The following is a 24,641-nucleotide window of genomic DNA, read 5'->3' as shown; positions in this document are numbered from 1 at the left end:
AGAGGGTGGTGGGTTTCAGGCCGCGGCCTCGCGGACGGCGGCGGCGATCTCTTCGCGCAGCGTGAGGAAGTCCTGGTGCGCGTGCGGGTCGTCCTCGCCGGGCAGCGTGGAGGCCTTGTCGAGGACGATCCGTCCGGGGCGCTTGCTGAGGACGATGACGCGGGTGCCGAGGAAAACGGCCTCGTCCACGCTGTGCGTGACGAACAGGACGGTCTTGCCGGTCTGCTGCCAGATGCGGCGCAGTTCCTCCTGCAGCCGTTCCCTGGTGAGGGCGTCCAGCGCGGCGAAGGGCTCGTCCATCAGGAGGATGTCGGGGTCGGGCGCCAGCGCCCGTGCGATGGCCGCGCGTTGCTGCATCCCGCCGGACAGCTCGTACGGCCGCCGCGAGGCCGCGTCGGCGAGGCCGACGAGCCGCAGGAGTTCGTCGGCCCGCTCGTCGCGCCGCGTTCGGGGCGTGCGGGTGGTGCGCAGGCCGAACTCGACGTTGCGGCGCACGCTGAGCCAGGGGAACAGGCGCGGCTGCTGGAAGACGATGCCGCGATCCGGGCCGGGCCCGGTGACCGGCGTGCCGGCCGCGGAGACCTCTCCGGCGGTGGGCTCGGCGAACCCCGCGACCAGCCGCAGGAGGGTGCTCTTTCCGCAGCCGGACGGGCCGACGATGGTCACGAACTCTCCGGCGGGGATGTCGGCGTCGACGTCCCGCAACGCCTGCACCGTGGCGCGGTCGCGCAGGAGCCCGCGCCCGCCGCCGAACACCAGCGAGACGTTCCGGAGGGAGACCGCGGGATCAGCTGGGGAAGGCATCGCCGAGTTCCTTGGTGGCCAGGCCCTTCTGGAAGACGCTCAAGGCCGGGATCGAGGGGAGCTGGTTCTGCGCCTTGAGGAACTGGGCGGCGCTGTGGAGGTTCTGCGCGAACGCGCCGGGCTTGGCAGCCGTGCCCAGGTACTCCGGCCCGGCCTGCTGCGCGCCGTCCAGCAGGATGAGCTGGTCGATCTGGCGCGCGGCCTCGGCGGGGGGCAGGTTGAGCTGGCGTCCGACGGAGGCGGCCGCGCCTGCCTTGTCGCCGCGGATCAGCTTGACCGCCCGGTCCTGCTGCCGCAGCCAGGTGGTCAGGGCCTTCGGGTACCTGTCGGCGAACTCGGTGCGCACCACGGCGAGGTCGGCGGTCACCTGGCCCTTGGCGGCCAGCTCCTTGCTGGTGACGAGGACCTTGCCGGTCTTCTCCAGCGTGCCGAGCACCGGCGTCCACACGTACGCGGCGTCGATGTCGCCGCGCTGCCAGGCGGCCTGGACGTCCTGCGGCTCCAGGTCAATGATCTTGACGTCGGACTCGGCGAGCCCGGCGTCGCGCAGCGCGGCCAGCAGGCTGTAGTGGGAGGTCGAGGAGAACGGCGTGGCGATCTTCTTGCCCCGGAGCGCCGCGACCGACGCGGCCTCGCGCGCCACCAGCGCCTCGTTCTCGCCGATCACGTCGAAGATCCACGGCACCTTGTAGCGGATGTTCAGCGGGGCCGACAGGCCCTTGGTCACCGGGCTGGACCCGGCCAGCCCGATGTCGAGCGAACCGGCGATCATCGCGGTGTTCACGTCCCCGCCGGAGTCGAACCTGGACCAGGTGATCTTGGTGTCGGGCAGCGCCTCCTCCAGCCATCTCCGGTCCTTGACGACCAGGTCCCCGTTCGGGATGAGCTGGTAGCCGATCCGCAGCGTCTTCGGGGTGCCGTCGCCGTTGACGCCGCCGGCGGCCGCCTTGCTCGCGCCGGTGCCGGAGGAGCAGGCGGCAAGCCCGAGGCAGAGCGCGGCGAGGACGAGTCCGTAGGTCTTCTTCAAGGTCGTACCTCTTGCTTCTTCAGGTCTCGCAGGGGGTCAGGACTTGCCGCGCCAGGGGACGAGGCGGCGTTCGGCCAGTTGCAGCAGGGCGTCGATGAGCAGGCCGGAGGCGCCGATGGCCAGCAGCCCGAGCACGACGACGTCGGTCTGGTTGTAGCGCTGGGCGTCGCGGATCATGCCGCCGATGCCGGGCACCCCGTTGACCGTCTCGGCGGCGACGACGGTGGTGTAGGCGACGCCGACGGCGACCCGGACGCCGGTGATGATCTCGGGCAGGGCGGAGGGCAGCACGATGTTCAGCGGGATCTGCCACCGGCGCGCCCCGAGGGACCGGGCGGCGAAGACATAGTCCTCGTGCACCCCCCGCACGGCCTCGGCGGTCGCCACGGCGACCGGTGGCAGGGCGGCGACGAACAGCAGCGTCACCTTGGGCGCCTCGTCGATCCCGAACCAGATGATCAGCAGGCTGAAGTAGGCCAGCGGAGGCAGCGTGCGCACGAACGTCACGAGCGGCCCGAGCAGCGCCCGCACGGTCGGCACCAGGCCGATGACCAGGCCGAGCACGATCCCGCCCGCCACGCCGTACAGGCTTCCCAGCAGGATGCGGCGCAGGCTTACCCCCAGGTGCTCGTACAGCATGTGGCCGCTGTAACCGCGCACCCCGTCGTGCGTGGTGGACGTCTGGACCAGCTGGTGCCAGACCGCGCCGGGCGGCGGGACGAACACCTCCGACCAGAGGTGCGCGGCCGCGACGGCCCACCAGACGGCCAGGAGGGCCAGCACCCCGCCGGCCCTCAGCACCAGGGCTCGCGCCACCTTCCCTGCACCCCACTTTCCAGATCAAATCAGTCGGAAAAGGATGGTATTGGTCGCGTGGTGCCCTGCAAAGAGCCAGTTCCGAGTGATCCTCAGGTACCAGATGCCATGCGGTCCGCCTCCTCGGCGAGCAGCGCGATCCCGGAGTCGATCCGCGCGGGGTCGATCGCGCCGAACCCCAGCTTGATCCAGTGCCTGGGCACCGGCGGGGCGTAGAAGAACGTGTCGCCGGGCTCGATGAGCACGCCGCGCGCCGCGACGCGGGCGGCGAGCTCGCGCGTGTCCAGCCCGTACGGCCCGCCGATCCAGACGCTGACCCCGCCCGCACGCGGACGCATCGCCCAGTCGGGCAGGTGCCGCCGCACGGCGCCGACCGCCTCCTCCCAGCGCAGCCGCAGCGCGTCGCGCAGATGCCGCACACCGCGCCGGTACTCGCCGGAGGCGATCAGCAGGCCCAGGGCGCGCTGCTGGTGCCCGGACGGGTGCCGGACGGTGTAACGGCGCAGGTCCCGCAGGTGCTCGATCAGAGCGGGCGGGCCGTGCACGAACCCCAGCCTCAGGCCCGGAGCCAGGAACTTCGAGAAGCTGCCGAGGTAGACGACCGCGTCGGGGTCGAGCGAGGCGAGCGCCGGGGACGCCCTGCCGACGAAGCGCAGCTCGCTGTCGTAGTCGTCCTCGACCACCACGATGTTCCGCTCGCGGGCGAGCGCGACGAGCCGCTGCCTGCGCCGGCCGCTCATCGTGACGTTCGAGGGGTAGTGATGGGTCGGCGTGGTGACGACCATCCCGACGTCCAGGAGCTGCTCGTCGACGATGAGGCCGCTGTCGTCCACGTCCCCGGCGACCAGCCGCGCCCCGGCGCGGGCGAGGATGTGCCGGGCGTCCGGATAGCCCGGGTTCTCGACCAGGACCCGTGTCCCCGTCTGCACCAGGGCGGTGGCGACCAGGTGCAGCGCCTGCTGGGAACCGATGGTGACCAGGACCCGGTCGGGGGTCGCGGCGACGCCCCGGCCCGCGAGGATCTGCTTGCAGATCATCTCGACCAGCAGCGGATCGTCGGCGTCGATGCCGTCCTGAAGGCTGTGGCGCCGGTGCTCGGGCCGCAGCGCCTCCTTGAGGCAGCGCAGCCACGCGCGCTCGGGGAACGTCTCGGGCGGCAGGTGCCCGGTGACGAACGGATACCGGTAAGCGTCCCAATCCGCCGGCTTGCGGATGTGCGGCAGTTCGGCGCAACCCGGCGGCGGAGCCAGCCGGTCCAGCCAGCGAGGCGCCGCCGGCACCGCCGGACGCGCCGCCGGGCGCACGGCCATCTCGTCGTTGACGACGTGGCCCGACCGCGACCGCGCGATCACGAAGCCGTCGGTGACCAGCTCCTGGTACGCCTGGTTGACGGTATTGCGCGACACGCCCAGCTCGACGGCCAGTTCGCGGGAGGACGGCAGCCGCCCGTCCTCGAACCGCCCGGCGACGATGGCCTCCTCAAGCCCCCGCCGCACCCGCCGATAGAGCGGCTCGTCCACTCCGCCGTCCGCAACCGGAAACAACCCCACACCGCGCCACCCTAAAGCCCCACCCCACGACCCCCGCCGGGGTCCCCGGCGCCCTCCGGCCGTCGCAGGAGCAGCAGGGCATCGCCGCGTCGTGGCCGGTGGGGGACCTGAGGGCCTCGCGGGGAGGCGAGGCCCTCAGGGGTTCGGGTCAGGGACGAAGATCCAGGGCTCCCTTCCTGATGCGGTCGCGAAGTTCAGTGAACTGTCCGGCGGTGACGGCCAGCAGGCCGTGGTCCGGGGCCTTGCTGTCGCGGATGGCGATGGCGCCACCGGGGATCGGAGCCAGTTCGACACAGTTGCTCTCGCCGCCGGAACGGCTGCTCTTGCGAAAGGCGGTGTCCGGTGGCGGGCACTCTGCTGCCTTCTCCACGTGGGGGGACGTCCTCTCTGTCAGTGGGGGCTCTGTCAGGGTGATGCGCTGGGCGACACCGGTGCCGGGCTCGGCGTTTCGGTGGTGGGCGGCGCGGACGGCGGAACCACGGATCGCGTGGGCGATGGTGCGGGGGCCGGGGTCCGCGTCGCGGTGACCGCCGACCCCTTGGTGCGGCGCCGGGGGTGATCCGGCTTGCCGCGTGTGCCTGATCTGCCGACCGGGCGCGATGGCGGGGACGGCGACGGCCGCTCCTTGACGAGGATGTTCGCCATCGTGCAGACCTCCGCCCCGGTGCCCGGGCCGGACGAGTCGTGCCTGACGCCCAATGTGATCTTGTTTGCCGGCGTCGGCACGGCGAAGGTGACGAGGGTGGGTCCGGTCGTCGCCGGTTTCCGCGTGCTGCGCGACGGGCCGGCGGAGACCGTCCATTCACAGGGCTTCCCGGTGTTCAGGGCGCTCACCGTGGCGGTGACCTCCACCGGTCCGGGTTTCGTCATCAGGAGGATTTCGCGGGTGTGGAGAATGGTCTTTCCCATGACGATCCATGTCCCGGCCGCAGGGTCCGCCGCCGTCTGCGGGGAAGGGCTCGCGGGGCGCCTCGTGCCGTCGACGATCGTCCGGCCCGACAGCGACGTCTCGACGGTCCCTTTCCGCGCTCCGGTGGGCCGCATCGAGGGTCTGGACGGTCCCTGTCGCCCCGGCACGGGTTCCCGGGCCGCCATGCCGGGCTTCCCGGCGGGCCCGTCCGCCGGTGAGGCCAGGCCCAGGACGGCGACCGTGCCGATCAGGAGCACGACCACGACGATGACGAGCGCGACCCGCGGACCCACTCCCGAGGGAAGGAGGTGCGGCGGAAGGCCGCGCAGCGCGGCGGCGAGCCGCGTGCGGCGTTCGGCTGCGCGGTGGGCGCGCATCCGGCGCCGGAAGCGCTTCAGAGCCGCGCGCTCTCTGCCGGGGTCGGGCGGGCAGGCCCGCATCTCCTTCGCGGCCATGGCCTTGAGCAGTCGTTCGAAGTCTTGATCCGGTTCTGGATATCCCATCTCATTCCACCTCCGCGTGAGGCCCGTCGCCCTGGATCGCTTCTCTCAATTGCCTGAGCGCCCTCAGATAACGGCTCTTCACGGTTCCATGGGGAACACCGAGCTCCGCGGATATGCCCGACAGGGGCATGTCCTCGTAGAATTTCATTATTACGATCACGAGCAGTTCGCGGGGCAGTCCTCCCATCGCCTGCTGGAGCGTCACCTTGTCGGCGACGCGCGTCGAGGTGTCCGGAACTTTGCCGGCGGCGTCTTTCAGCGCGTTCAAGCTGTGCACGAGGGAGTCGTGGACCCTCCGGTCGTGCTCCTTGCGCTGGAAGTAGTTGACGCACTCGTTGCGGGCCGTCCGCCGGACGTAGGCTTTCGGGTCGCGGCCCTCCTTGACGATCTGCATGAGGGTGCCGCTTCGTTTGCACAACGACTCCGCAACGGTGGACGCGATGTCCTCGGCCTGATGCGCGGTCAGGCCGAGTCCTCTGGCCGCCTTGTCGGCGACGTCCAGGACATGTCGGAAGACGGCATTTTCGTCGACTACCTCCTGTCCACGCCAGTTTCTGCGCAGCATCGCTGGATCTCGTTTCTCCTAAGTGGATGGCAACCACTCGTAAAGAGTGTCGAGGACGGCCGGACGGACGGCGTGCCGCACAAGATCTTTTGCGAAAAGGCACTGCTGCACAGAAATGAGAGCAAAGAGAGGTGAGGCCTCTTTGCCTCGATTAGCCCCTCGGTCCGGGATGGTCCGAGGGTGCAGAGCCGGGCGATCTCTGCTTCCTGTTCAAACCGGACATAACTGTTCGCCAGACGAGGGAAGGGGAGATGTCCGGTTCGGAACTCCGGCGCACGGGCGGGTGGTCACCGCGAATGGACTGGCCCGGGCGGCGCGCCGCCGGGTCGGGGGGGATCGGCCCGCGGAATCTCCAGCAGAATGGTGCTCGCCGGCCTTGGCGCAGGTCAGCGCGAACGCGAGTACCCCCGCGTCATCTCTCCACGCGAGGTCTCGCGGCTCAGGGGCCGACGTCGTCCGCACTGAGGTGGCTACAGCAGTACGGCGAGCGCGATGGGAGCGGCCGTCTGGTATCCGATCCAGCCGGAAGATCACACGTCGGATCGAAGGTCCAGCGGATCACCCCCACACGCGGGGGGACCAGGGCTTCGTGAAGAAGCTGATCAGTGCGGACCCGGCGTCCCCGGCGCTTGGGGACGGGGCCCTTCGGGTTACCTGTGAAGCTTGCGGTGTACTGCCCAGGTGATCGCGGCGCCGGTCGCGATCGCGGTGGTGGCGAGGATCCGGGGGGCCAGGGTTCTCTTCAGGGCCTGCCGCTGGCGGCGTTTGAACGTGGCCGCGTCGTTCTCCCGGGGGAACGGCTCGTCGGGGACAGGTACGCCGAGGAAGGCGCACAGCGGCGCCCATCCGTCCTTGACCTCGAACACCAGCAGCCGGTCTTCGGGCACGTGCGCCTTCACCTCGGCGACGTGCCGCTCGAATCTCTCGGCCATCTCCGCACGGTCGCCGAACGGCCCGCCGATCTCGCGATGCCACGTCGTCCGCTGGACGCGGTCGAGGACCTCCGCTTCGGGGTCGGGCCGGCGCGGGCCTCGCCAGCTCAGCACCCGCACCAGGAGCGGCGGCTTGGCGAGCACGGCGGCCATGGTCTGCGCGGCGCTGTCGTACCAGCGTTGCGGATCGCGGACGTTGAGCACCACCTTGGCGTCCGGGAACGCGTCGACGATGTCGCGCCAGAACGCGGTGGTCGGCGAGCCGACGGCGCAGCCGTAGCCCGCGAACACCTTCCCCCAGTCCACCGTCCCACCGTCCATCGCGGCGGCCCAGTCGGCGGCCCGCTCAGGCTCGGCGTTCAGGACCCGCATGTTGTAGCACGGGCCGTACCCGAGCCGGTCGAGTGCCAAAGCGAGTGAAGTCGTACCAGTTCGGAGCAAACCGACGCCGATGACCTGCACGCGAACTCTCCTCAGGATGAAGTGGATGACGTCTCAGGCCGGTCAGGTCGTACGGCGGGCGACCAGAGTCCCGGGGTCTTCGCCGTTGGCGACGGGGTGGAGGGCGGTTCCGGCCGTCGGGGTGAGCCCGACCGCCGCCAGGTCGGCGATGACGGCGTCCGGCCGATGCAGGTAGTGGGCGCGTTCCACCACTTCGGTCGCCACCACATCGCCCTGGTAGTACGTGCGGTAGACGAACCGCAGGTGCGCCTGGTCGTCGCCGTCGGGCCGCGCCTCGCAGGACATCTCGTACCGGCAGTCGCCGAGGACGGCCTCGTCGGCGACGTGCTCGGGCCAGTCCGGTACGGGTTCTGACAGCACCATGTCCATCGCCACCTCGCCGTCCTCGGCCAGATGTTCGGCGATCGCATCGAAGAGCGCGGGCCGTTCGGGGTGCGGCACGTGCTCCAGCACGCCAGCCAGGTACACGAAGTCGAAGCGGCGGGCCAGGTCGAAGTGGGGCGCCGCGCGGTCGAGCACGGTGACGCGGGGGCGCAGGTGCGGGCGTTCGGCGAGCTTGGCCAGCAGCACCGCGCGCATGGTGGCGGACCGCTCCAGGCACAGGACGGTGGCGGCCCGCTCGGCCACGGCCAGCGTGATCCGGCCGGTGCCCGCGCCGATCTCCAGCGCGTGGCCGCCCCGGGGTGCGCGGTCGGCGAAGAACCGGGGGTCGGGGAGGGCGCCCTCTCCGCGGGAGGCGCGGAAGAGGTCGTAGTAACCGGGCTGGAAGGCGTACGGGTCGGTGCCGAGCGGAGCGACCCGGGCGGGGGAGGACATGCGAGTCACCTGCCTGTCTGGTCGGAAGGGGGAAGCTCGGAAGGGGGGAGCATCGTCAGACGGTCGCGCGCGGCCGACGTCGTCCGACCGTCCTGGACGAACTGCGCGGGGCGTGTCCACTCGCGGAGGGCGCGGCCGGCGCGTTCCCTGATCCGCACCTGGCCGGTGGACTCGATGGCGATGGTGCGTTCCTCGCTCCAGCCGCTGAGGCGGAACTCGCCCAGCCCGAGATGCACCAGGCCGAAGGCGGGCTCGCCGTCGACGGCGAGGACGAGCCGGTCCTCGTGCACGAGGACCGCGGCGTCGCTGTCGGGCCTGGCCTCGACCTCCTCCTCCGACCACTGCGCGAAGTCGCCCGGCAGCCGGAACCGGCAGCACAGCCGGTCGCGGTCGGACGCGGTCAGCGGCACCGGTTCGCGGGCGAACATCACCTCGCTCAGCGGCAGCAGCTCCAGGAACTCGTCCGGCAGCAACCCGACGACCTCGCGGCTGACCAGGCAATCGAGCACCATGTGCACCCGAGCGCGGTCCCCGCCGTTCGCCACGTAGTGCCTTCGGCCGAAGTCGCCGAACCACAACCGTCCCGCCGTCCAGTGCTCGGACACGCCGTCGATGACCACGACGGCGTCCGGGTTGGTGTCGATCGGCACATGCAGCCGCAGGAGCCCGCGTTCGAACCCGTACTTGTAGTCGCGGTGCTCGTGCACGGTCGCGCCCGCGCCCAGGGCGATCAGCCGTACGCCCCGGACCGGCGCCGGCAGGGCGTCGATGACCTGGGCGAGGGCCGGGGCTTCGGCCAGCCACGGGGTGTCGGCGAAGTCGGTCAGGCCCGCGCCGCCCGGGTCGGTCCGCACCGGATCGCCGCCGACGCTGCGCAGCGGCAGGATGCGCCAGTCCACGCCGGACTCCGTGGCGGCGCCGTCCTGGCTGTAGGCGCGCTGGGCGCGCCACTGCCGGTGCCGCAGCCGGTCGAGGTCGGCGCGCAGCGCGTCGGCGTCGAAGCTGAGCCCCATCGGCGAGGACGGCGGGTAGGCGGCGGGCGGGTCCGTCGGCGATTCGATGGCCTGGTGGTGCGTCGTCATGGTCGCTGCTCCTGGGGGGCGGGCAGGTCGGAGACGTCGAGGGCGAAGCGGCCCACGGCCCACGCGATGGCGGGCACGTTCTCGCCGAGAGCCCGGCGGTCGAGGTTGCCGATCGTGTCGCACGGCTGGTGGTAGCAGGGGTCGTACAGCTGCCCGGCCTCCCCGCCGAACCGCGCCGCCTGCGCGGGGGTCTTGACCCCGAGGACGCCGCCGTTCAGGCCGCCGACCGGGATGCCCGCGGCCACGAACGGCTCGTGGTCGGAGCCGACGGCCCGCAGGTCGTGGCTCTCGTAGGGGAGCCCGGCGTGGTCGAAGTAGTCCTTGAAGACCTTCTCCACGACCTGCGAGCCCGCCGGGCCCGGCGGGGTGCCCGGCGGCTGCTCGCTCGCGTCCCCGTCGAGGACGAACCGCACCCCGTTCGGAGCGGCGATCAGCTCGAAGTTGAGGTAGAGCGCGATCTTGGCGCGTTCGGCCGGTGGCAGGGTGCGCACGTAGTAGTTGGAGCCGATGTCGATGAGCTCCTCGGCCCCCCACAGCGCGAACCGGACCTTGTGGCGCACCTTGTCCTGGTGGGGAGCCAGCCGCAGCGCGGTCGCCATCAGCGCGGCGGCCGCGGCGGCGTTGTCGTTGATGCCGGGCGCCTCGGTCACGCTGTCCAGATGGGCGCCGGCCATGACGGTGCGGTCGTCGCCGCCGCGCGTCTCGGCGAACAGGTTGGTGGTGACTCCCGCGACCGCGTGCCCGCGCAGGTCGAGCCGCAGCCGCACCTGGTGCTGCGCGGTTTCCTGGGCGAGCTGTTCGGCCTGCGCCTGCGTGACGCTGGCCACCGGGATGGTGAACGCCTTCGGGTCGAACGCGTGCAGCCGGTAGATGTTGTTCGGACTCGGCGTGGCCAGGTAGATCAGCATCGCCCGCGCGCCGAGCCCGGCGGCGACGCGTTGCTGTGCCGTGTAGCCGCAGGATCCGCGCCGTACGAGCACGATGGACCCGGCCACGGGCAGCCCGTCGTAGTCGGCGGCGGAGCATCCGGCGGCGTCGCCCGCCGTGGCCCGGGGCACGACGAGGTGGGCGTCGAGACCGCCGGGCGGGGTGACGGGCGACCAGCGCATGACCAGCGCGCGCACCTGCCGGGCGGCGGGAGCGGTCACCGCCGCGCTCTCCGCGTCGACCTGATAGTCGGTGTACGGCACCTGCTGCTGGTGGACGCGGTAGCCGGCGGCGGTGAGCACCTTGGCGGCGTAGCGCGCGGAGTCCTCGAACCCCGGCGTGCCGGTGGCGCGCACTCCGCCGTTCCGTGCGGCGATCCGGTCGAGGACACGCAGGTGCCGCCACGCGTCGCTGCCGCGGGTGGACCCCGCCAGCAGCCGCGCCAGCCACGGCTCCCCGGACTCACCGTCCGGACGACCTGCCGCCACGTGGGCGGACGCCGAGGCCGCGGCGGCGTGGGAAACGGCGGACGGTGGAGCGGTCGAAAGGATGGTGGCCGTCATGGTGACGAGGCCGGTCACCAAGGCGGTTTTCGTGCGCACAAACACCCTCATCAGCGCTCCAGAGGAAATCGTGTGATGGCGAGAGACAGAAACCCAGGTTGATATGTGCAGAGCCTCTGAGACCGGCCGCGCAGTGAATTATGAATGCCCGGCATAACGTGGCAGGTTGGAAGCGCGCCCCGCTATGCCGGGCACCCGCCTATGTCACTCAGTGGAGGTAACGCATAGTGCCACCTCCTTTCTGTCACGAGGGATCTGAGGTCGGTCAGCCGAGGCGGACTCTGAGTCGAGCCACGCCTCGCAGCGTGAGGTTCCGGTGGTAGACGGGCTCGCCGGCAAGGCGGATTCCCGGGAACTCGGTCGCGAGCAGGCCGAGGACGACCTGTGCCTGGAGGACCGCCAGCGACTGCCCGAGGCACGAGTGGGCGCCCCGGCCGAACCCCAGATGCGGGTTGGGATGGCGGGCGAAGTCCAGCTCGTCGGGCTCGGCGAACTTGGCCGGATCCCGGTTCGCGGCGGCCAGGAGCAGCGTCACCGCTTCGCCGGGCGCGACGACATGGCCGCCGACGCGCGTCTCCCGTACGCACGCCCGCCCGTCGGCCTGCACCGGCGTCACGTACCGGACCAGTTCCTCCACCGCGAGTGCCGGGTCAGCTTGGGTGAAACGTGCCAAAGTGTCCGGCCCGCTCAGCAGGACGACCAGAGCGTTGCTGAGCAGCCGCCCCGCCGATTCGAACCCGGCGTGCAGGACGGCGCGCAGCGTGTTCAGCAGCACCGGGCGCGCGATCCCGGAGCCGGGCGCCTTGGCCGCCACATGCGCCACCAGCCCGTCCGCCGGTGGATCGTCCAGCCACCGGCCGGTGTATTCGGCCAGCTCGGCGCGGGCTCGCACGGCGGGTTCGGCGGTCTCGGGCCAGATCCCGGCGTCCATGCCGTCCACGACCGTCTGCGACACGGGCAGGAACCACGCGGCGTCGATGGGCGGCACCCCGAGCACCGCGGTGATGGTGTCCAGCGCGAGTGGCGCGGTGAGGTCGGACACGCAGTCGAACTCCCCGGCCGCGCGCAGCCGCTCGGCTCGGGCGCGGACCTGCGCGGCGATGCGCTCGCGCAGCATGCCCGGGTCGAGACCGCGGACCGCGTCCACCATGAAGTGCCGGATGGCCGTGTGCTCGGGCGGGTCGAGTGACTGGATGCTCAGCAACGGCTCCGGTACGGCCTCGCCGATCCGGCGCCAGTCCGAGGCGAACGACTCCGTGTCGCGCAGCACCGCGGCGCAGTCGTCGTACCTGGTCATCACCCACGAGTCGAGGAAGGTGCTGCGGTAGACGGGCGCGCTCTCGCGCAGGCGGCCGAAGAGGGAGTAGGGATCCAGGAGCGCCGCGGGCTCTGCGAGTCCCGCGGCGGGGTCCGCGACCGGCGCCTCCGACATATCGACCTCCTCGCACGGACGGCTACCGGCGAGCGGCCTCATGCCCCGTTCGCCGCATCCCGTAGGGGTGGCCGGGAGGACGACGGCGCTGTCGCTCAGGTGTCCGATTGATCGTCCGACACATGATCTTTACTGATCGTAAATGGGCGCGGCCGAATTGCCGAGCGCCGGATCCGGCCACCGCACGTCCATATCCCCGAACGCGCCGATATGGCATGGTCTTGTAGTTCTGCCTCGCCGCCGAGGAGGTCGCCCGTGAGGGTTCTGCTGACCAATCGTGGGTTCCGGCTCCTGATCATCGGTCAGACCTTGTCGACCCTGGGCGACCGGGCGCTCATCATTGCCTTCGGTATCTGGGTGAAGGAGCTGACCGGCAGCAATGCCGCGGCGGGCGGCGCGTTCTTCTTCGTCGCCCTGCCGTTCCTGTTCGCCCCGTTCGCCGGGGTGCTCATCGACAGGTTCCCGCGGCGCCAGATCTTCATCGTGACCAACCTGGTGATGGCGGGCGTCATGCTGCTCAGCCTGCTGGTGCGCGGCGAGGGCCAGGTCTGGATGCTGTACGCGATCATCCTCTGCTACGGCATCGCCGGCGTGGTCATCACCGCCACCCAGGCCGCCCTCGTCACTGCGATCGTGGACGAGGACGCGCTCCCCGACGCCAATGGCCTCCTGCAGACCTCCGCCGACGGCGTGAAGCTGCTGGCCCCCCTCTTTGGCGCGGCGTTGTTCACGGTGGCGGGCGGCCACGTAGTGGCTCTACTGGACGCGGCCACGTTCCTGGCGGCCGCGGTATGCGTGTGGCTCATCCGGGCGCCTGGCGACCAGCGTCACGTCACCGGCGCACTGGAACTGCGCGAAGAGGTGCTCTCGGGCCTGCACCACATCTACCGGTCCACGCCTCTGCGCACGCTGGTGGGCGCACTGGGCCTGGCCATGCTGGTGACGGGCTTCTCCCAGACTCTCATCTTCTCCATCGTCGACGACGGGCTTCACCGCGCTCCCGCGTTCGTCGGCGTGCTGAGCAGTGTGCAGGGCGCGGGCGCGGTCTGCGCCGGCCTGGCGGCGGGCGCCGCCATCCGCCGCGTCGGCGACCTGCGCACGGTGATGCTGGGCATCGCCCTGGTGACTATCGCGTCCTTGGTCTACCTGGCGCCCGCAATCCCCCCGGTGGCGGTGGGCGCGTTCCTTTTCGGCTTCGGCATGTGCTGGACGACCGTCGGCCTGGTCATGGCGGTGCAGCGGCGAACGCCCGACGCCCTGCGCGGCCGGGCGCTGACCGCGGCGATGGGCGTCATCAGCACCCCGCAGACCGTCTCCATCGCCCTCGGCGCAGCACTGTCGCTCGTCGTCGACTACCGGGTCCTGCTGGTCCTGATGGCCGCGGTCACCGCCGTGTGCGCCGCCTGGCTGGTCCGCGTCCCGGCCGACCCCAAGCCGCAGCCCCCTCCCCACGAAGACCCCGACCCGGCACCCCCGCAACCCGACCCCTCGGTTCCCTCGCCGGGCACTAAGTAGCGCGGCACCGCGGTCATCTGCCCTGTCGCCCGCGTCGCCCGGAGATGGCGTTCGCGCGGGTGAGGGTGTGGCGCGCCCGGCAGGATTCGAACCCGCGACCGTCGGATTAGAAGTCCGATGCTCTGTCCAGCTGAGCTACGGGCGCTCGGCGCCCGGCGGGACGCCGGGACACAGTGTAAGGGTGCACGTCGTCCGGCTCCACATCTATAACGGCCTTACCGCTGGGGCGGGGGTCCTATCTTGGGGTGCTGTGGCGGTGAACATTGAGATGCCGCTCTCCGGTGGGGCCGTGTCGGAGGGTGTGGTGCGGGTCGGGGAGACGGTGCGGCGGCCGCTGAGGGCGCACAGTCCGGCGGTACACGGGCTGCTGCGGCACCTGGAGGACGTGGGGTTCGAGGCGCCGCGGGTGCTGGGGGTCGATGAGCTGGGGCGGGAGGTGCTCAGCTGGGTGCCCGGGGAGGTGCCGCAGCGGCCGTTGGCGGCGTCCGTCGTCTCGGAGGACGTGCTGCGGGACGTGGGGCGGCTGCTGAGGCGGTACCACGACGCGGTCGCGTCGTACGAGGCGCCGGTGGGGGCGCCGTGGGACGCGGAGACGTCCAACGTGGACGGGGAGCCCGAGGTCATCGGGCACTGCGATGTGACGCCGGAGAACGTGGTCTTCCGGGGCGGGCGGCCGGTCGCTCTGATCGACTTCGATCTGGCGCGGCCCACCACGCGGGTGTTCGACGTGGTCACGGCGTTGCGGCACTGGGGGCCGATCGAGGATCCGGCCGATCGGGACGCCGTGCTCTACGGGGTGGACGTGGGGCGCAGGCTGCGGATCTTCTGCGATGCCTACGGGTTGGACCGGGAGCGGCGGCGGGAGGTGCTGCCGGCGGCGCGGGTGCGGTTCGAGCGGTCCTATCGGGCGATGCGGGGGAGGGCGGAACGCGGTGGGGGATGGGCGCGGATCTGGCAGGGAGGCGCCGGGCCCCGGATACGGCGGGCGCAGGACTGGCTGGAGCGGCACTGGGATGAGCTCGATGCGCGTCTCTGGTGAGGGGCTGGTTCTCGGGGTCGCGCTGGACGCTCTCTTCGGGGACCCGAAGCGGTGGCATCCCGTGGCAGGTTTCGGTCGGGTGGCGTCCGGGGTCGAGCGCTGGGTCTATGGGGACTTGCGCTGGCGGGGTGCGGTCTATGTCGGGGCCCTGGTGGGGGGCGCCGGGGTCTTGGGGGTTGCGCTTGAGCGGGCGAGCCGGCGGCCCGTAGTGCACTGTCTTGTTACCGCCGGGGTCACCTGGGCCGTGCTCGGCGGGACGTCGCTGGGGCGTGAAGGGCTCTACATGGCGCGGGTGCTGGAGCGGGGCGACGTGGAGGCGGCCAGGGAGCGGCTTTCCCATCTGTGCGCCCGGGATCCGCGGGGGTTGGATGCTCGCGATCTGAGCCGTGCGGTGGTGGAGTCGGTGGCCGAGAACACGTCGGACGCGTCCATCGCGCCTCTGGTGTGGGGAGCGGTGGCGGGCATTCCGGGGCTGCTCATGTACCGGGCCGTGAACACGCTCGACGCCATGGTCGGGTATCGGAGTCCGAAGTACGAGCGGTTCGGGTGGGCGGCGGCGCGGTTGGACGATGTAGCGAACTGGGTTCCGGCGAGGATCACCGGGGGACTGGTCGCCCTGTGCTCGGGGCGGGAGGCCTGGCGGGTTCTGCGCCGGGACGGGGCGAAGCATCCGAGTCCCAACGCGGGACGGTGCGAGGCCGCTTTCGCCGGGGCGCTCGGGGTGAGGCTGGGCGGCGCCAACGCCTATGGCGGACGGGTCGAGCGGCGGCCCGAGATGGGGGACGGGCGGGCGCCCGAGGTCAGGGACATCCGGAGGGCCGTCCGGCTTTCGGCGGCGGTGACGTTCGCGGCGGCGGCCGTGGTCTGGAGTGTGCGGTGAGCGGGCTTCTGGTGGCGGGGACCACCTCGGACGCGGGGAAGAGCGTCGTCACCGCGGGGCTGTGCCGGTGGCTGGCGCGGCAGGGGGTGAAGGTCGCGCCGTTCAAGGCCCAGAACATGTCGCTGAACTCGATGGTGACGAGCGACGGGGCGGAGATCGGGCGGGCGCAGTACATGCAGGCGCAGGCCGCGGGGGTGGAGCCCGCGGCGCTGATGAATCCGGTGCTGCTCAAGCCGGGAAGCGACCGCAGAAGCCAGGTCGTGGTGCTGGGGAAGCCCGTGGCGGAGGTCGACGCGCTTCAGTACGGGGCGCACAAGGAGCGGCTCAAGGGCGTCGTGCTGGAGTGCCTTGAGGAGTTGCGGGCCAGGTACGACGTGGTGGTGTGCGAGGGGGCCGGGAGTCCCGCCGAGATCAATCTGCGGGGCGGCGACATCGTCAACATGGGGCTGGCCCGGGCCGCGAACCTGCCGGTGGTGGTGGTCGGCGACATCGACCGGGGCGGTGTCTTCGCGTCGCTCTACGGCACGGTCGCCTTGCTGGAGCCCGCCGACCAGGCGCTGATCTCCGGATTCGTCATCAACAAGTTCCGGGGGGCGCGGGAGCTTCTCGCGCCGGGGCTGGAGCAGCTCGCGATGCTCACCGGGCGCCCGACGCTGGGGGTGCTGCCCTGGAGACTGGGCCTGTATCTCGATTCTGAGGACACCCTGGCCTTGGACGCGCCGAGGCCCGACGCGAAAGGGCCTTACGGGAAGGAGACGCTGCGCATCGCCGTCGTCCGGTTCCCGCGCATCTCCAACTTCACGGACATGGACGCCCTGGCCTGCGAGCCCGGCGTCGTCGTCCGGTACGCGGCGAGTGCCGGCGACCTGGCCGAGGCCGACCTGGTGGTGCTTCCGGGGACCCGGGCCACGGTCGCCGATCTGGCGTGGCTCCGCGACCGGGGAATGGCCGACGAGATCCGCAGGAGGGCCGAGGAGGGGCGGCCGGTCCTCGGGATCTGCGGCGGCTACCAGATGCTGGCCGAAGAGATCGTGGACGGTGTCGAGTCAAAGGAGGGGAGAGCGAGAGGGCTCGGTCTCCTTCCTGCGAAGGTCGAGTTCAAGAAGGAGAAGACCCTCGGGCGGCCCACCGGAAGCGCCTACGGGGAGACCGTGAACGCCTACGAGATCCATCACGGCATCGTGAGCGCGGAGGGGGAGCCGTTCCTCGACGGGTGCCGGAAAGGCGCCGTGTGGGGGACGACCTGGCATGGCGCGATGGAGAACGACGGCTTCCGCAGGGCGTTCCTCGCGGACGTCGCCCGGACGGCGGAGAGGCGGTTCGTCCCGGCCCCGGACGTGTCCTTCGGGGCGCTGAGGGAGGCGACCCTGGACGCGCTCGGCGACCTCGTCGAGGAGCACATGGACACCGGGGCCCTGTGGCGGATCATCGAGGGCGGCGCGCCGGGGGGCCTGCCCGTCGTCCCGCCCGGCGGAGCCCCGGCGCCGCCCTCGGCGGGGGTAGGGTGATCCACTCGTGAACACAGGCGCACGCAGGCAGAGCACCAGGAGGAGCACCCCGTGACCGACCCGCGGTCCAAGCTGATCGTCCCGCTGATGAAGGCGCGGGTGCCGGCCGAGGTCCAGCTGGAGTTCCCGCTCCCGGCGGACGAGGAGCCGATCCGCGACCCGTTCGCCGCCGACCTGTACGTCACCTACGCGCTGGAGATCGCCGACGAGGGGGCCCCGTCCGGCCGCCGCTACGAGCACGTGGCGCGCCGGCACTGCGCCGACCTCGGGGTGGCGCAGGGCGAGCTGCGCCGCCACGCGGTGATCAACCTGCGCGACCTTCGTCCCGAGCTGAGCCTCAGCTGGTATCCCGACGCGCGCGCCGTGACGGTGTCGCTGGGCGCGTCCCCGCGAGGCGGGGGCCTGGAGTCGGGCCTGCTCTTGGACGAGGGGTTCCTGGAGAAGCTGGCGCAGGACGTGGAGGGCGACCTCGTCGTCGCGGCGCCCGCGCGGGACGTGTTCGTCGCGTCCGGCACCGGGCACCCGGACGGCATCGACAAGCTCCGCTGGGCGGTCTCGCAGGTGTGGGCCGAGGACCGTGGCGACGACGGCGACGACCCGGTGTGGGACGTGCCCGCGGGGAGCCTCCTCACGCACAACCTCCTGGTCCGCCGCGGCGCCGCCTGGGAAGTCCTCACCGGCTGACCCCCGGGAAAACGGGTGGGCCGCCATGCCCGGAATGCGTACTCTCCGGGGCATGGTGTCGACTCATCAGCTTCTGGCGTTCTCCGCGATGGCACTGGCGATCATCCTGATCCCGGGGCCGTCCGTCCTGTTCGTCGTCGGCCGCGCGCTGGCGCACGGCCGGCGCACCGCGCTCGCGGGCGTGGTCGGCGGGGTGCTCGCCGCCCTGGTGCTGACCGCGGCGGTCGCGGTGGGGATCGGATCGGTCGTGGAGCGTTCCGTCGTCGTGTTCACCGCCCTGAAGATCGTGGGCGCGGTCTACATCGTCTACCTCGGGGTGCAGGCCATCCGGCACCGGCGCTCGCTCCAGGAGGCGATCGCCGGGAGCGAGGCGGAGCGCGGCGGGGGCCGGGCGCTGCTGCAGGGCTTCTTCGTCGGCATCACCAACCCGAAGACGACCGTGTTCTTCGCGGCCGTCCTGCCGCAGTTCGTGGTGCGCGAGAACGGCCACGTCGAGCTCCAGATGATGCTGTTCGGCGCGATCTTCGCGGTGATCGCGCTGTGCTGCGACAGCGTGTGGGGGATCGCGGCGGGGACGGCCCGCGACTGGTTCGCCCGCTCGCCGCGCCGCCTCGCGGCGATCGGCGGCACCGGCGGCCTGATGATGATCGGTCTCGGCGTCACGGTCGCGGCGACGGGCCGCAAGGACTGAGCTAGCCCCCGGGTCCGCGCGCCGCGGCGACGGGAGCGGCGACCGGCGGCCGCCTGCCGAAGCGGCGCCGCAGCGGGTAGGCGAGCGCGACGGCGGCGAGGCTGACCAGGGAGGCGGCCAGCTGGGAGCGCTGCCCGGCCATGAACGCCATCGAGACCAGCACGGCGAGCAGGGCGGCGATGACCAGCCAGGTCAGGTACGGGAACAGCCACATCCGGTAGGTGAGGCTCGCCGGGTCCTCGCGCCGCAGCCGGGACCGCAGCCGCAGCTGCGAGAACAGGATCGCCAGGTAGACGAAGGCCAGCACGACCCCGATCGAGTTCATCAGGAATTTGAAGACCTGGTCGGGGGAGACGTAGGACGCGACGACCGCCGCCCACGCCGCGACCGTCCCGAGCAGGATCGCCCGGACGGGGACGCCGCGCCGGTTCAGCCGCACCAGCCCGGCGGGGGCGTCGCCGTCGCGGGTCAGCACGTACAGCATCCGGGACGAGACGTAGATCGCCGAGTTCAGCACCGACAGGACGGCGGTGAGGATGACCGCCTGCATGAGGGTGCCGGCGGCGGGCACGTCCAGCCGGTCCAGGGCGCTGACGAACGGGCTGGTGAGGATCTTCGCGTCGTTCCACGGCAGGATCGACACGACGAGCAGGATCGACAGCACGTAGAACAGCGCGACGCGCCACAGCACGTTGCTCGTGGCCCGGGCGACCGCCCGGCCCGGCTCCTCGCTCTCCGCGGCGGCGATCGTGACGATCTCCGTCCCGCCGAACGCGAACATCACCGCGACGATGGCGGTGAAGACCGACCCGGCGCCGTTCGGGACGAACCCGCCGTGCCCGGTGAGCACGGCGAGGCCGCCGGGCGAGTCCGGCCAGAGGCCGGTGACGTACAGGACGCCGAGGACGACGAACACCAGGATCGCCGCGACCTTGATCGAGGCGAACCAGAACTCGAACTCGCCGAAGGACCGGACGGAGACGAGGTTCACCGCCGTCATCGCGACCAGCAGCCCGGCGGCCAGCGCCCACTGCGGCAGGCCGGTCCAGCCGGCGAGGATGCCGGCGCCCGCGGTCGCCTCGGCGCCGACGAGGATCACGTAGAGGTACCAGTACAGCCAGCCGATGGTGAAACCCGCGAAGGGGCCGAGCGCCATCCGCGCGTACTCGGCGAGGGACCCGGCGACCGGGCGCGCGACGACCATCTCGCCGAGCGCCCGCAGCACGCACAGCACCAGCAGGCCGGCCGCCGCGTACGACAGGACGGCGGCGGGCCCTGCGGTGCTGATCACGGCGCCGCTGCCGACGAACAGCCCGGCGCCGATCGCGCCGCCGATCGCCAGCATCGTCATGTGGCGGCGGCGCAGCCCGGCGCGCAGTCCGGCGCCGCCACTGCTCTCAGACATCACGACAACAGTAGGTGACCTGCGCGGATGTGTCTGACGAGGGTCAGACCTCGCAGAGCGCGAAGTCGTCGAAGACCGCCTGGGGCCATCCGCTCGCACCCTCGTCGCGGACCACGAGCAGGCCGCTGTTGCCGGGGGCGCTGCTCGGCGGCGTGGCGGCGGACGAGGCGACCGGCTTGCCGTTGACCCACATCGCCAGGTCGACGTTGCCGTCCTCGCGCTTGACGCAGGCGGCCTGGAGGCGGTTCCTCTCGCGCAGCCTGGGTGCGATGCCCGTCGTCACGGTCTGCGCCTGCCGGGTGGCCAGCCTGGCGATGCGCGCGCGCCCGTCCGAGCCGAGGAGGAACGCGTAGCCCGAGCTTCCCAGGCAGTACACCCCCGCCTCGCCGTAGGCGTCCTTCGGCGTGACCTCGACCTCGACGAGCTGGGAGTCGGGGATCCTGCTCACCGGTGCGTCGACGGTCGTGCGCCCGGCCTTCGGCAGGACGTGGATCTCGTACTTCCGGTCGCGGTAGGACGCGTCGAAGACCGGGGTGGCGGCCGTCTTCCAGCCGGAGCCGGCGTCGTTGAAGCCGTCGTCGAAGATCTTCTCCTTGACGTCCGGCGGTTCGTCGCCGAGGACGGCGGCCCCGGTGGGCCCCGAGGCGTCCGGGGAGTCGTCGCCGCCCGGGATGTTGAGGGCCACGATCACGGCGGAGACGGCGAGGACCGCGCCGGTCGCGGCGATGAGCAGGCCCCGGTCGCGGTGCCGGGACCGCTTCCTCGCCGGGGCGGCGGGCGCCCGCATGCCGACCGGGCGCGTCGGCGGCACGGAGTCGACGCTCGTCAGAGGCGCAGGCGTCGGCTCCGGCTCCGGCTCCGGCTCCGGCTCCGGCACCGGTTCCGGTTCGGGCGGCGCGGCGGCTGGCGGAGCCGCGGGCGGCGCGTCCTCGCCGGTCAGCGCCTGGATCAGCTGCTTCACCGTCGGGCGGTCGGCGGGCTCCTTGGCCAGCGCCCGGGCCACCAGATCGCGGACGGCCGGATCGAGGCCCTCCAGGTCGGGGTCGGCGGCCGTCACCCGGCTGATGACCTCCGGGAGCGTCCCGCCGCCGAACGGGGCGCGGCCCGTGCCCGCGTAGGCGACGACGCAGCCCCAGGAGAACACGTCGGCGGCGGGCGTGACCTCCCGCCCGTGCATCAGCTCGGGCGCGATGTAGGCGGGCGTGCCGACGAACTGACCGGTCCGGGTCGGGCCCTCGGTGGCGTCCAGCGCGCGGGCGATGCCGAAGTCGATCACGCGCGGCCCGGTCGGGGACAGCAGCACGTTGGACGGCTTGAGGTCGCGGTGCACGATCCCGGCGCCGTGGATGGCGCCGAGCGCCGTCGCGACGTTGACCGCGAGGGCCTCCAGGTCGCCGCCGCGCAGGGGGCCGTCCGCCTTGACGGCCTCCTCGACGGACGGCCCGTTGACGTACTCGGTCACCACGTACAGCGGGTCGCCGTCGAGCCGGGCGTCCAGGACGGCGGCCGTGCAGAACCGGCTGACCTGCCGCGCGGCCGTCACCTCGCTGCGGAACCGCTCGTGGAACGCCTCGTCGTCGGCCAGTTCCGTGTTGATGACCTTGACCGCGACCCGCCGTCCCGACGCGTCCTCGCCGAGGTAGACGGTGCCCATGCCGCCCCGGCCGAGGCGGGCGGTGAGCACGTACGGGCCGAGCAGCCGCGGGTCTCGGTCACGGAGGGGCGCCTGCATGACTCGACTCCCGGGGTGGAGAGGGGCTGTGATTCAGTCTGTCGTACGGTCGGTCTCTTTGACGCCCGATCATGGGGCATCAGTTCACCGGACAGCGGGAGGAAATGTGGACGTGACGGCGGACGTGCTCGGCCCCGGGTACGAGGCGATCGAGCTGCCGATGGGCCGCGACGCCGAGGGCGAGGTCGTGGCGACGCTCGTGCGGCGCCGGGGCGGCGGCGACCCGTCCCGGCGGGCGGTGCTCTACCTGCACGGGTTCGTCGACTACTTCTTCCAGCGGCACCTCGCCGACTTCTACGTCGAGCTCGGCTTCGACTTCTACGCGCTCGACCTGCGCAAGTACGGGCGCTCGCTGCGGCCGCACCAGACCCCGAACTACGTCGAGAGCCTGTCGGACTACTTCCCGGAGATCGACGAGGCGGTGCGGATCATCCGGGACGTGGACGGGCACGACACGCTCCTGCTGAACGGCCACTCGACCGGCGGCCTGGTCGCGGCCCTGTGGGCCGACAGGGCCAGGGGCAAGGGCCTGATCGACGGCGTGTTCCTCAACAGCCCGTTCCTGGACCTCGCCGAGCCGCTGGTGATGCGCAAGGCCGGCGCGGGCCTGGCGCGTGCGCTGCGTCCCCGGTTCCCGAAGGCGAAGCTGCCCGCGGGGGTGTCCGACCGGTACCCGCGCAGCATCCACCGCGACCACGAGGGCGAGTGGGAGTTCGACCTGGCCTGGAAGCCGCTCGCCGGGTTCCCGGTGCGGGCGGCGTGGCTGGCGGCCGTGCGGCGGGGGCAGCTGCGCCTGCACCGCGGCCTGGACGTCGACGTCCCGGTCCTGGTGATGGCGTCGACGCGCAGCGTCCGCCCGACCCGCGGGGTGCTGGACGTGACGGGCGCCGACGCCGTCCTGGACGTCGAGCACATGGCGAAGTGGGCGCCGCGGATCGGGCGGCACGTCACGCTCGTGCGGATCGAGGGCGGCCTGCACGACCTGGTGCTGTCCGCCGAACCGGCCCGCTCGCAGGTCTTCGCGGAGCTGACCCGGTGGACGAACGGCTACCTGCCGGGCCGGCCGGCCCCGGCCTAGCCGAGGATCTCCGACAGGTCGAAGTCGTCGAAGTCGACGATGATCTGCTGCGCGGCGTTTCCGCCCCGCTCGACCTGCAGGCCGGCCTTGCCGTTGCCGAGCGGCTGGTCGGTGTCGGTCGCGTCGATGACCCGGTGGCCGTTCACCCAGAGCCGCAGCCGCACCTGCTTGCCGTCGTCGCCGCTCTCGCAGGCGATCTGGAGCTTGTTCGACTCGCCCTCGGAGAGGCCGGCGACCGAGTCGGGGCTGTCGAGCTCCTTGGTGCCGCGGTCCTTGGTGAGCTTGCGGAGCACCGCGCCCTTGCCGTCGTTGCGGACGAGGAACATGTACTCGCTCGCACCGTCCTCGGTCATGCGGCAGGTGAGGCCGTACATGCCGTCGGGGGAACCCTGGGCGACCCTGGTGGTGACGGTGGCCAGCATCGGGTCGGGGGCGAAGTCGTCCTTGGGCACGTCGCGCCTCACCCCGCCGGTCGAGCCCTGGGACTCCAGCCGGTAGCCGCCGTTCACGTAGCCGTACTGGCCGCTGAAGGTGCCCCAGCCGGAGCCGTCGTCGGAGAAGTCGTCGCTGAACGTCGTGGCGACGTTGCCGGGCGGGCCGTCCGGGCGCAGCACGAGGAACCCGACGACGGCGAGCAGGACGAGGGCGGCAGCGACGGCGCCGCCGATGACCAGCGGACGCCGGGACGCGCCGCCCGACCGGGGGACGGCGGGCCGCGCGTCCTGGCGGGTGGCGCCGGGGGCCGCGGGCGGCGGGGTCGGCTGCTGGAAGGCGGCCGGCGCCGTGCGGGCCTGGGCGGTCGGGTCGCTCGCCGGTCCGTGCCAGCTCGCCTGGACGGTCTCGGCGAGCCTCGCCGGGTCGGCCTGGCCGTTGCCGACGAGCCGTCCGAGCAGGTCCTGGACGGTCGGCCGCCGCCGCGGGTCCTTGTCGAGCGCGGCGGCGACGACGTCGCGCAGGCCGGGGTCGAGCCCGTCGAGCCTCGGCTCCTCGTGGACGACGCGGTAGAAGATCTCCGGAACGGTGGTGCCCGCGAACGGGGGGCGCCCCGTCCCGGCGTAGGCGACCACGCAGCCCCACGAGAACACGTCGGAGGCGGGCGAGACCTGCTCGCCGCGCAGCAGCTCGGGCGGCAGGTAGTTCGGGGTCCCGACGAACTGGCCGGTGCGGGTGGGGCCGTCGGGGGCGTCGAGGGCGCGGGCGATGCCGAAGTCGATGACGCGGGGGCCGGTGGAGGACAGCAGGACGTTGGCGGGCTTGAGGTCGCGGTGCACGATCCCGGCGCCGTGGATGGCGGCGAGCGCGGTGGCGACGCCGACCGCGAGGCCCTCCAGGTCGGAGCCGGGCAGTGGCCCGCGCTCGGCGACGGCGCTCTCCAGGCTCGGGCCCTCGATGTACTCGGTGACGACGTACAGGGGGTCGGTGTCGAGCTCGGCGTCCATCACGGGCGCGGTGCAGAACCGGCGGACCTGCCGCGCGGCGGTCACCTCGCGGCGGAACCGCTCCCGGAACGTGCCCTCACCGGCGAGCTCCCGGTTGATCATTTTTACGGCGACGCGGCGGCCGGCGCGGTCCTCGCCGAGGTAGACCGTCCCCATGCCGCCCCGGCCGAGCCGCCCCACCAGCGTGTAGGGGCCGAGCTCGGCGGGGTCGCCGGGGCGCAGGGTCTCCCCGTTCTCTCCTGCGTGCGTGGTCATCGTGATCCTGAGGGGGATTCGGGAGT

22 protein-coding genes and 1 tRNA gene are annotated in these 24,641 nt (G+C 72.1%); 7 read left to right on the top strand and 16 right to left on the bottom strand.

Going from position 1 to position 24,641, the window contains the following annotated elements; genetic code table 11:
- Nucleotides 1–15: 15 nt before the first annotated feature.
- The 12 genes from AB0C87_RS13050 to AB0C87_RS12995 form a co-directional block, all read right to left on the bottom strand.
- Nucleotides 16–804, bottom strand: a complete 789-nt coding sequence (locus AB0C87_RS13050) for an ATP-binding cassette domain-containing protein (RefSeq protein ID WP_353830983.1) — start codon at nt 802–804, stop codon at nt 16–18.
- Entirely contained in the window at nt 788–1,831 is a 1,044-nt protein-coding gene (locus AB0C87_RS13045) for a glycine betaine ABC transporter substrate-binding protein (RefSeq protein ID WP_353830982.1), read from the bottom strand. Before AB0C87_RS13045 ends, AB0C87_RS13050 begins: the two co-directional genes overlap by 17 nt.
- A gap of 36 nt (nt 1,832–1,867) precedes the next feature.
- Entirely contained in the window at nt 1,868–2,647 is a 780-nt protein-coding gene (locus tag AB0C87_RS13040; RefSeq protein WP_345175869.1) for an ABC transporter permease, read from the bottom strand.
- Nucleotides 2,648–2,739: 92 nt separating this feature from the next.
- Nucleotides 2,740–4,167: a PLP-dependent aminotransferase family protein gene (locus tag AB0C87_RS13035; RefSeq protein ID WP_345175867.1), complete on the bottom strand. Its 1,428-nt coding sequence runs from the start codon at nt 4,165–4,167 to the stop codon at nt 2,740–2,742.
- 178 nt (nt 4,168–4,345) lie between these two features.
- Nucleotides 4,346–4,567, bottom strand: coding sequence for a DUF397 domain-containing protein (locus AB0C87_RS13030; RefSeq protein WP_360577525.1), 222 nt, complete (start codon nt 4,565–4,567; stop codon nt 4,346–4,348).
- A 35-nt stretch (nt 4,568–4,602) separates the two neighbouring features.
- Entirely contained in the window at nt 4,603–5,610 is a 1,008-nt protein-coding gene (locus AB0C87_RS13025; RefSeq protein WP_360577522.1) for a hypothetical protein, read from the bottom strand.
- A 1-nt stretch (nt 5,611) separates the two neighbouring features.
- The gene (locus AB0C87_RS13020) at nt 5,612–6,175 is read right to left on the bottom strand and encodes a sigma-70 family RNA polymerase sigma factor (protein WP_360577520.1); all 564 of its coding nucleotides are present in this window, start codon (nt 6,173–6,175) and stop codon (nt 5,612–5,614) included.
- A gap of 650 nt (nt 6,176–6,825) precedes the next feature.
- Nucleotides 6,826–7,569, bottom strand: a complete 744-nt coding sequence (locus tag AB0C87_RS13015; RefSeq protein ID WP_345175858.1) for a sulfotransferase family protein — start codon at nt 7,567–7,569, stop codon at nt 6,826–6,828.
- Nucleotides 7,570–7,611: 42 nt separating this feature from the next.
- Nucleotides 7,612–8,385: a class I SAM-dependent methyltransferase gene (locus AB0C87_RS13010; RefSeq protein ID WP_345175856.1), complete on the bottom strand. Its 774-nt coding sequence runs from the start codon at nt 8,383–8,385 to the stop codon at nt 7,612–7,614.
- 5 nt (nt 8,386–8,390) lie between these two features.
- The gene (locus AB0C87_RS13005; protein WP_360577518.1) at nt 8,391–9,467 is read right to left on the bottom strand and encodes an aspartyl/asparaginyl beta-hydroxylase domain-containing protein; all 1,077 of its coding nucleotides are present in this window, start codon (nt 9,465–9,467) and stop codon (nt 8,391–8,393) included.
- Nucleotides 9,464–10,996 carry a M28 family peptidase gene (locus AB0C87_RS13000; protein WP_360577516.1) on the bottom strand — a complete coding sequence of 511 codons (1,533 nt, stop codon included), beginning with the start codon at nt 10,994–10,996 and terminating at the stop codon, nt 9,464–9,466. The genes AB0C87_RS13005 and AB0C87_RS13000 overlap by 4 nt, the downstream gene beginning before the upstream one ends.
- Before the next feature lie 226 nt (nt 10,997–11,222).
- Nucleotides 11,223–12,389, bottom strand: a complete 1,167-nt coding sequence (locus AB0C87_RS12995; protein WP_360577514.1) for a cytochrome P450 — start codon at nt 12,387–12,389, stop codon at nt 11,223–11,225.
- A gap of 255 nt (nt 12,390–12,644) precedes the next feature.
- Here AB0C87_RS12995 and AB0C87_RS12990 point away from each other — a divergent pair, with 255 nt between their 5' ends.
- Nucleotides 12,645–13,904: an MFS transporter gene (locus tag AB0C87_RS12990; RefSeq protein ID WP_360577512.1), complete on the top strand. Its 1,260-nt coding sequence runs from the start codon at nt 12,645–12,647 to the stop codon at nt 13,902–13,904.
- Between the two features lie 68 nt (nt 13,905–13,972).
- Here AB0C87_RS12990 and AB0C87_RS12985 read toward each other — a convergent pair.
- Nucleotides 13,973–14,049, bottom strand: a tRNA-Arg gene (locus AB0C87_RS12985).
- 105 nt (nt 14,050–14,154) lie between these two features.
- Between AB0C87_RS12985 and AB0C87_RS12980 the strand changes: the two genes are divergently transcribed.
- The 5 genes from AB0C87_RS12980 to AB0C87_RS12960 are packed head-to-tail and all read left to right on the top strand — an operon-like array spanning nt 14,155 to nt 18,706.
- A complete protein-coding gene (locus tag AB0C87_RS12980; RefSeq protein WP_360577510.1) occupies nt 14,155–14,943 on the top strand; it encodes a phosphotransferase in 789 nt (262 codons plus the stop codon).
- Nucleotides 14,918–15,823 carry a cobalamin biosynthesis protein gene (locus AB0C87_RS12975; RefSeq protein ID WP_360577509.1) on the top strand — a complete coding sequence of 302 codons (906 nt, stop codon included), beginning with the start codon at nt 14,918–14,920 and terminating at the stop codon, nt 15,821–15,823. The genes AB0C87_RS12980 and AB0C87_RS12975 overlap by 26 nt, the downstream gene beginning before the upstream one ends.
- Entirely contained in the window at nt 15,820–17,331 is a 1,512-nt protein-coding gene (locus AB0C87_RS12970; protein ID WP_360577507.1) for a cobyric acid synthase, read from the top strand. Before AB0C87_RS12975 ends, AB0C87_RS12970 begins: the two co-directional genes overlap by 4 nt.
- Nucleotides 17,332–17,382: 51 nt before the next feature.
- Complete coding sequence (locus tag AB0C87_RS12965; protein ID WP_345175839.1) at nt 17,383–18,015, top strand: DUF1444 family protein; 633 nt, start codon at nt 17,383–17,385, stop codon at nt 18,013–18,015.
- Between the two features lie 52 nt (nt 18,016–18,067).
- Nucleotides 18,068–18,706 carry a LysE family translocator gene (locus AB0C87_RS12960; RefSeq protein WP_345175837.1) on the top strand — a complete coding sequence of 213 codons (639 nt, stop codon included), beginning with the start codon at nt 18,068–18,070 and terminating at the stop codon, nt 18,704–18,706.
- A 1-nt stretch (nt 18,707) separates the two neighbouring features.
- On the opposite strand, the gene AB0C87_RS12955 is transcribed toward AB0C87_RS12960, so the two are convergent.
- Nucleotides 18,708–20,111 (bottom strand): amino acid permease, encoded by a 1,404-nt coding sequence (locus AB0C87_RS12955; protein WP_345175835.1) that lies wholly within the window; start codon nt 20,109–20,111, stop codon nt 18,708–18,710.
- Nucleotides 20,112–20,154: 43 nt separating this feature from the next.
- Entirely contained in the window at nt 20,155–21,843 is a 1,689-nt protein-coding gene (locus tag AB0C87_RS12950; protein WP_360577505.1) for a serine/threonine-protein kinase, read from the bottom strand.
- A gap of 112 nt (nt 21,844–21,955) precedes the next feature.
- On the opposite strand from AB0C87_RS12950, the gene AB0C87_RS12945 reads away from it, so the two are divergent.
- Complete coding sequence (locus AB0C87_RS12945; RefSeq protein WP_360577503.1) at nt 21,956–22,921, top strand: alpha/beta hydrolase; 966 nt, start codon at nt 21,956–21,958, stop codon at nt 22,919–22,921.
- Here AB0C87_RS12945 and AB0C87_RS12940 read toward each other — a convergent pair.
- Complete coding sequence (locus AB0C87_RS12940) at nt 22,918–24,615, bottom strand: serine/threonine-protein kinase (RefSeq protein ID WP_345175830.1); 1,698 nt, start codon at nt 24,613–24,615, stop codon at nt 22,918–22,920. The two genes, AB0C87_RS12945 and AB0C87_RS12940, sit on opposite strands and share 4 nt — an antisense overlap.
- Nucleotides 24,616–24,641 lie beyond the last annotated feature (26 nt).

The sequence above is a fragment of the Actinomadura sp. NPDC048021 genome, assembly GCF_040653135.1.
Classification (GTDB): Bacteria; Actinomycetota; Actinomycetes; order Streptosporangiales; family Streptosporangiaceae; genus Spirillospora; species Spirillospora verrucosospora.
This window is presented reverse-complemented; position numbering and strand designations above follow the sequence as displayed.